This window comes from Streptomyces misionensis (assembly GCF_007896895.1).
In the GTDB taxonomy this organism is placed as follows: domain Bacteria; phylum Actinomycetota; class Actinomycetes; order Streptomycetales; family Streptomycetaceae; genus Streptomyces; species Streptomyces misionensis_A.
This window is the reverse complement of sequence record NZ_VOGW01000165.1, coordinates 33600-40391: the sequence shown is the minus strand read 5'-3', so window position 1 is coordinate 40391 and position 6792 is coordinate 33600. Positions and strand designations below refer to the sequence as shown.

Genomic DNA, 6792 nt, shown 5'->3' with positions numbered 1-6792 from the left:
CGACCCCGCCCTGATCAGCGCCGACGAGCAGCACTTCGCGGCGATCGCCGAGTGCCTGGAGCAGACGATCGCCGAGGTGGAGGACCAGCTCGACAAGGAGCGCAGGTCCCCCGGCGGCCTGGGCCGCCAGGCACTGGACCGCGACGTCGAGGTGCACCGGCTGACCGCCCGGCTGCGCACCCTGCGCCGCTTCGGCCTCGACCTGTGCCTGGGCCGCATGGTCGGTGCGGACCACCCCGACGAGCCGGTGTACATCGGCCGGCTCGGACTCACGGACAGCACCGGCCGCCGGCTGCTGCTCGACTGGCGTTCCCCGGCCGCGGAACCGTTCTTCGGCGCCACCCACGGCAACCCATGGGCCTGGCCAGCCGCCGCCGGTACCGCTGGGCCCAGGGCCGCGTCGGCGACTACTGGGACGAGGTCTTCGCCCCCGACGCCCTCGCCGGGCACGCCGCGCTGGACGACCAGTCCGCGTTCATCGCGAGCCTCGGCGGCGACCGCTCACCCCGGATGCGCGATGTGCTCGGCACCATCCAGGCCGACCAGGACGCCATCATCCGGGCCGGCTCGCGCGGCGCGCTCGTCGTGGACGGCGGTCCCGGCACCGGCAAGACCGTCGTCGCCCTGCACCGCTCCGCCTACCTCCTGTACTCCGACCCGCGCCTCGGCCACCGGCGCGGCGGGGTGCTCTTCGTCGGCCCGCACCGCCCCTACCTCGCGTACGTCTCCGACGTGCTGCCGAGCCTCGGCGAGGAGGGCGTGCGCACCTGCGTCCTGCGCGACCTCGTCCCCGAGGGCGCCACGGCGGGGCCCGAGCCCGACCCGGAGGCGGCCCGGCTGAAGTCGTCCGCGCGGCTGGTCGGGGCGATCGAGCGGGCCGTCCGTTTCTACGAGGAGCCGCCCACCGAGCCGCTGACCGTCACCACGCACTGGGGCGACCTCGACGTCACCGCCGCCGACTGGGAGTCGGCGTTCGACGCGGCCGAACCGGGCACCCCGCACAACGAGGCGCGCGAGCAGGTCTGGGAGGAACTGCTCACCCTCCTGGCCGACAAACACGACGGCGCCGCCCCCGCCGAAACGCTCCACCGGTCGCTGCGCCGCGACCGGGAACTGCGCGCCGCCTTCGACCGCTCCTGGCCCCTGCTGGAGGCGGCCGACCTGGTCGGGGCCGTGGTGGTGGCCGTGAGCGGGTGCGGGGCGTCGGCCGGGAAGGACAAGCATCCGGAGCACCGGTCCTTCGCCGTGCGGGGCCACACGCTCACCGTCGATTCGGACGACTCCGGGCTGGAGATCGTCGGCGGGCGGGGCGAGGGGCGGAACGTCGCGGTGACGCGGTGGTTCGACGGGTCCGTGCTCGTGGGCGGCAAGCCGAAGGTGAGCTGGGTGTTCAAGGACGACCGGCTGGTGCTGCGGATGCACTGCGCGGGGCTCGTCGCCGACTGCTCCGCCCGGTACCGGGTGGAGGTGCCGTCGGGCATCGGCGTCCGAGTGGTGGACGGCAACGGGGACGTGCGGGCGCGCGGTTTCGCCGACCCGCTCGCCGTCCGCACGAGCAACGGCCGCGTCCGCGTCACCGACACCACCGGCCCCCTCGACCTGAGCTCCGGCAACGGCCCGGTGCGTGCGGACGTCGCCTCCACCCGGGTGCGGGCCCGGGTGGACAACGGACCGGTGGAGCTCAGGCTCAGCCGCATACCCGACCGCGTGGACACCGGCAGCGACAACGGGAACCTGACGGTCGTGCTGCCCCGCGCCGCCTACCACGTCAAGGCGACGTCGCACAACGGAGGCGTGCGGGTGTCCGTGCCCCAGGACTCCGCCAGCACGCACACGGTGACCGCGGGCTCCGCCAACGGGAAGGTCACGGTCCGCACCGCGAACTGACCGGCCCGTGTCTTCGTCCCTGCCGGGTGGGAGAATGGCAGCCCCAGGGCGGATCACAGCACGGGAGAGGGATGTGACGGCGAGACCGGGCACGCCAGTGACACAGCCGTACCCGCCGTCGTCCCTCGCACGGGCGCGGCGCACGCGGGCGCCGGGCGGGGTGAGCGCGCGGGGCGGGCGCGGGGCCTGGGCCCTGCGGGACACCCTCGCGCTCCTGGGTCTGCCGGTGCTGGTCGCGCTCGCGTTGCCGGGGGCGTTCGCCGGCGGCGGTACCCGGCGCTGGTTCGGCGGCCGGGCGGAGAGTCAGCGGGCCGAGGCGCAGGCGGCGAAGGACGCCGCGGCGGCCGCGTTCTACGAGCTGGACACCGCCCAGCGGGATCTGCGGATCTCCATCGAGACGATCACGGCGGTGGACGACACGCCCGCCGCCCGGCGCGCCGTCTCGGACTTCGAGGCGCTGGGCGCGCGGATCGACGAGGTCAGCCGGCGGTACATCCAGGCGGTGGACGCGCATGATCTGGACCGGACCGATCTGGAGGCCGGAGCGGCGGCGCGGGCGCGCGGTGAGCTGACGGCGGCGCGGGACGAGCTGGTGCGGGTCAAGCAGGAGCTGGACCGGTTCGGTGCCTCGCTCGGTCCGCTGCTGGGGTCGGCGGAGACGCAGCTGGCGCGGGTGGCGCCCGCGGTGGAGCGGGCCCGGCAGGCGCTGCTGGCGGCGAGCAACGCGCTGGACGGCGTCCGGGAGAAGGGGCTGCGCGCCGAGGAGTTGGCGGGCCGGCTGGCCGCGCTGGCGCCTGAGCTGACGAAGCTGAACGAGGGCGCCGGCCGGCACGGGGTGCGGCAGACGGTGGAGCGGGCCGAGCGGGTGCAGCGGGAGGCCGGGGCGATCCGGGCCGAGGCCGAGCGGTTGCCGGAGCAGGCGGCCGAGATCGATCACCGGCTGGTGTCGCTGCGGACCCGGGCCCAGGCGCTGACCACGCGTGCGGGGCAGGTCGAGCCGGTGCTCAGCGAGTTGCGGCGGCGGTTCTCGGTCGCGTGCTGGCAGGACCTCCAGCAGGTGCCGGCGCAGGCCGTGGAGAACGTGGCGCAGGCGGAGCGGAAGCTGCGCGAGGCGCAGTCCGCGCGGGACGCCCAGCACTGGGCGGACGCGACGTCGCTGCTGTCGACGGTGCGGGCGCTGCTGAACGCGACGGACGACGCCGTCTCGGCGGCCGGTGACCGGCTGGCCAGGCTGAACGCGGTGCAGAAGGATCCGCAGGCGGAGGTCGAGAAGACCCGGTTCGCGATCCGGGACGCGCAGCGGCTGGCGATGACGGGCCGTACGACGCCGGATCCGCGTCATGCCCGGCCGCTGGACGAGGCGGTGGCCCGGCTGGAGCGGGCGGTCGGCGCGCTGGAGGGCGGCCGGCATCCGGACTACTGGCATTTCCTCACCGAGACGGACGCGGTGCGGCAGGCGGCCGCGCGGGTGGTGGCCCGGATCCGCGAGGAGCGCGGGGGTCTCGCGCACTGAGGGCGGGGTCGGCCGCGGGCGGTGATGTGTTGCGGGGGTACGCGGTGATGTGTTGCCGGGGTACCCGGATCGGGCGGATATTGATATGGACCGTTTTGGGATGGATGGCCTCCGCTAGCGCCTAAGGGGGCGGATATGGCCACACACGCAGTGCACACGAGGTCGAAGCGGCGGATCCAGTTCGATCAGCATCTGCCGACCGATCACCGGCTGAACCTGGTGTACCGGATCGGGGCGGGGCTGATCGGCGCGTTCCTCGTCGTCTTCGGCATTCTGGGCCTGATCAACCACATCGGCTTCTTCGACATCGGCGGTGCCACGGTCGCCGGGCTGAACACCAACGGCACCCTGAGCGTGCTGTCGATCTGCATCGGGGCGCTGCTGCTGGTCGGCATGGTGATCGGCGGGAACTTCGCGTCCACGCTGAACATGGTGCTGGGCATCCTGTTCCTGCTGAACGGGTTCCTGTTCCTGGCCCTGCTGGACACGCCGCAGAACTTCCTCGCGTTCCGGATCCAGAACGTGCTGTTCAGCTTCGTGGTGGGGCTGCTGCTGATGACCTTCGGCATGTACGGCCGGGTCGGTCACGCGCTGCCGCACGACAGTCCGTACTGGCGGGCCCGGCACCCGGAGGGCGGTGAGCCCCCGGGGCGGGAGCACGAGACCGGGACGCCGCCGGTGACCATGCCGTGGCCCGGCGCGAAGGACACGCGGGACACGGGGGGCGATCCGCGCGGGTCGGTGTAGGTCCCGCGCCATGGCCCGCCCGGCCGCCCGGGGCGCCCGTGCCGGCGCCCCGGGCGGCCGTCCGCTCAGGTGCGGTAGGCGTAGAAGTACGCGGTCGGGTACGACGCGACCAGGCTGGCCACCGACCTGTTGTAGGTGTTGGTGGAGTGGTAGGTCACGTACGGCACGCCGGAGCCGTCGCGGTAGGTGACGACCATGGAGTGGTCCTTGGACCCGTCCCGGTCGAAGTCCATCTGGATCACGTCACCGAGGTCCGCCTGGTAGACGTTGGCGAGCGGGGTGACGCGCTTGGAGGACAGCGCGAACCAGGAGAACTCGTTGACGCCGACGAACGAGTCGGACTGGATGTCGGCGTTGCCGAACCACTTGGTGTAGTCGTCGGTGTAGCCGGGGACGTGCTTCCAGCCGCCCGCCTTCAGCACCTGGCTGACGAAGTTGGTGCAGTCGCCGCCGGCGCCCGCGCCGTTGTAGTTCGGGTAGTCCGGGTTGTAGTGGTTCCAGTACTTCTGCGCGTAGGCGACCATCGCCTTGTAGTCGTAGGCGCCCCCGGTGAGCTTCTTCGGGTTGGCCGGCGCGGGGTAGCTGGTGGCCGCGCGGGGCGCCTCCGTCGGACCGTCGGCGGAGGGCGACGACGTGCCCCCGGTGAGGGACGGCGACGGCGTGGTGCCGCCGGTGGAGGTGGAGGGCGCGGAGGGCGACGGCGTGGTGCCGCCGGTGGGCGGCTTGGTCGGCCTGGTCGGCGTCGACGAGGTGGCCGGGGGCTCGACCTGGTTGACGGCGAGGTAGCCGTCGTCGGTGTCGTGGATGCCGGTGAGCTGCCAGTCGCCGTGCCGGCCGGCCTTGAAGGTCAGCTCGTGGTGGGCCTGGAACCCCGTGGTCCGGGGGCCCTTGGCCGGGACGGTGCCCTTCTTGTAGGTCAGCGTCGTGGTCTCGGTGACGGCGACCTTGGCGCTGCGGCCGTGCACCTCGGTGGCGTCGAGCGTCACCTTGGTGTCGCCGGCGCTGTACTTCTCGCCCAGCTTGGCGAGGAGGGTCTTGCGGGCGCGCAGCTTGCCGAGGGCGGAGGACTGCTCGCGGGTCTGGCCGCCGGAGAGGCGGACGGACCCGGCGAAGCCCGCGGTGTGGCGGGTGTGGGCGCTGGTGGAGCCGTCCACCAGGGCCTGGGTGCGGTCGGTGAAGACCGCGTCGGCGAGCTTCTGGAAGGTCGCCTTGGTGGACGCGTCCACGGTCGGGTCGTCGGTGACGGCCGCGCCCGCGCTCCAGTTGGGTATGAGCGCCACGCCGGCGACCACGGCGGCGGCCGAGGCGCCGACGACGGTGGCGCGACGCCGCTTACGGCTCAGTTTTCTCGACTTCAATGATGTTCCCCTCTGTTCCGGTACACCTACCGGGATGGGGCATCTTCGCATGCCGCGCGCGGCGGATGTGAAGGGGGTTGCACAAGCGGAACCTGGCCTGCGCGTAGGTCACTTGACGACCGTGGACCAGTCCGGGGACTGGGCGGGGTCGAGGCTGCGCAGCGCGGCGAGGGTGGACGGCTTCTGGACGTCCATCCAGTCGGCGAGTTCCTTGAAGGACACGCATTTGACGCCCTTCTTGGTGCAGATCTTCGGGATGATCTGGTCGATGGCCTTCATGTAGATGCTGCCGTTCCAGTGCTCGAAGTGGTTGCCGATGAACAGCGGAGCACGGCTGCCGTAGTAGACGCGGTTGAAGCCGGCCATGTAGGAGTCGGCGGTCTGCTGGAGCCACTGCGGGTACTTGGCGGGGTCGCCGTCGGTCTCGCCGCCGGACTGGTTGTAGAGGAAGTTGAAGTCCATGGACAGGCCCTGGAACTTGCCGTTCTCGTACGGGAGCATCTGGAGCGGGAAGTCCCAGACGCCGTTCTTCTTGGCGGGCCATATCTGGAAGTCGCCCGGGGAGCTGGCGTCGTAGCGCCAGCCGTAACTCTTGATGGCCTTCAGCAGGTTGGGCTGGCCCTCCAGGCAGGGCGCGCGGCCGCCGGCGACCTCCTGCTTGAAGTCGAAGGGCAGCGGCGGGATGTCCTTGTAGCCGGTGTTGGTCTTCCAGTTCTCCACGAAGGAGTAGAACTGGTCGATCTCGCTCTTCCACTGGTCGACACTCCAGTCGCCGCCGCCCTTCGCCTCGCAGAAGTGGCCGTTGAAGTGGGTGCCGATGTCGTTGCCCTGCTCGTAGGCGAGGCGGAGCTGTTCCAGGGTGGTGCGGATGTGCTCGTCGGTGGGGTAGTCGATGGCGGCGTCGCCGGGCTGGTGCATCGGCCCGTGGTAGAGGCTCTTCTTGCTCTTGGGCAGCAGGTAGATGCCGGTGAGGAAGAAGGTCATGTGGGCGTTGTACTCCTTGGCCATCTCCCGGTAGTGCGAGAAGAGGTGGTCGTCGCCCTCCAGGGCGCCGTCCCAGGAGAAGACGACGAACTGGGGTGGCTTCTCACCGGGCTTGAGGGGTACGGGCTTCAGCGTGCCCTTCTGCGGGCCGGTGTAGGAGGTGGAGCCGTCGCCGAGGACGTGGGTCTTGCCGTCCCACTCGGGGGTCGCGGAGGGTTTGGGGAGGGCGGTGGCGGCGCCCTTGCCGGAGGCGGCGGTCGGGGTGGTGTCGTCCGGGCGGCTCAGCGCGAGGTATCCGGCGAC

5 protein-coding genes and 1 pseudogene are annotated in these 6792 nt (G+C 72.0%); 4 read left to right on the top strand and 2 right to left on the bottom strand.

The features are described from left to right. The 4 genes and pseudogenes from FRZ03_RS27355 to FRZ03_RS27345 form a co-directional block, all read left to right on the top strand. A pseudogene (locus FRZ03_RS27355) lies at nucleotides 1–1170 on the top strand (HelD family protein); the annotation flags it as partial. A gap of 246 nt (nucleotides 1171–1416) precedes the next feature. Continuing rightward, nucleotides 1417–1887, top strand: coding sequence for a DUF4097 family beta strand repeat-containing protein (locus tag FRZ03_RS41290; protein ID WP_186785638.1), 471 nt, complete (start codon nucleotides 1417–1419; stop codon nucleotides 1885–1887). A 73-nt stretch (nucleotides 1888–1960) separates the two neighbouring features. Then, nucleotides 1961–3400 (top strand): coiled-coil domain-containing protein, encoded by a 1440-nt coding sequence (locus FRZ03_RS27350; RefSeq protein ID WP_146467802.1) that lies wholly within the window; start codon nucleotides 1961–1963, stop codon nucleotides 3398–3400. A 135-nt stretch (nucleotides 3401–3535) separates the two neighbouring features. Beyond that, nucleotides 3536–4147 (top strand): DUF4383 domain-containing protein, encoded by a 612-nt coding sequence (locus tag FRZ03_RS27345; RefSeq protein WP_146467801.1) that lies wholly within the window; start codon nucleotides 3536–3538, stop codon nucleotides 4145–4147. Between the two features lie 65 nt (nucleotides 4148–4212). Here FRZ03_RS27345 and FRZ03_RS27340 read toward each other — a convergent pair whose 3' ends face one another. Further along, nucleotides 4213–5505, bottom strand: coding sequence for an amidase domain-containing protein (locus FRZ03_RS27340; RefSeq protein ID WP_261399353.1), 1293 nt, complete (start codon nucleotides 5503–5505; stop codon nucleotides 4213–4215). Nucleotides 5506–5613: 108 nt separating this feature from the next. Beyond that, nucleotides 5614–6792: polysaccharide deacetylase family protein (locus FRZ03_RS27335; RefSeq protein WP_261399352.1), on the bottom strand; the 1179-nt coding region annotated here is incomplete at its 5' end.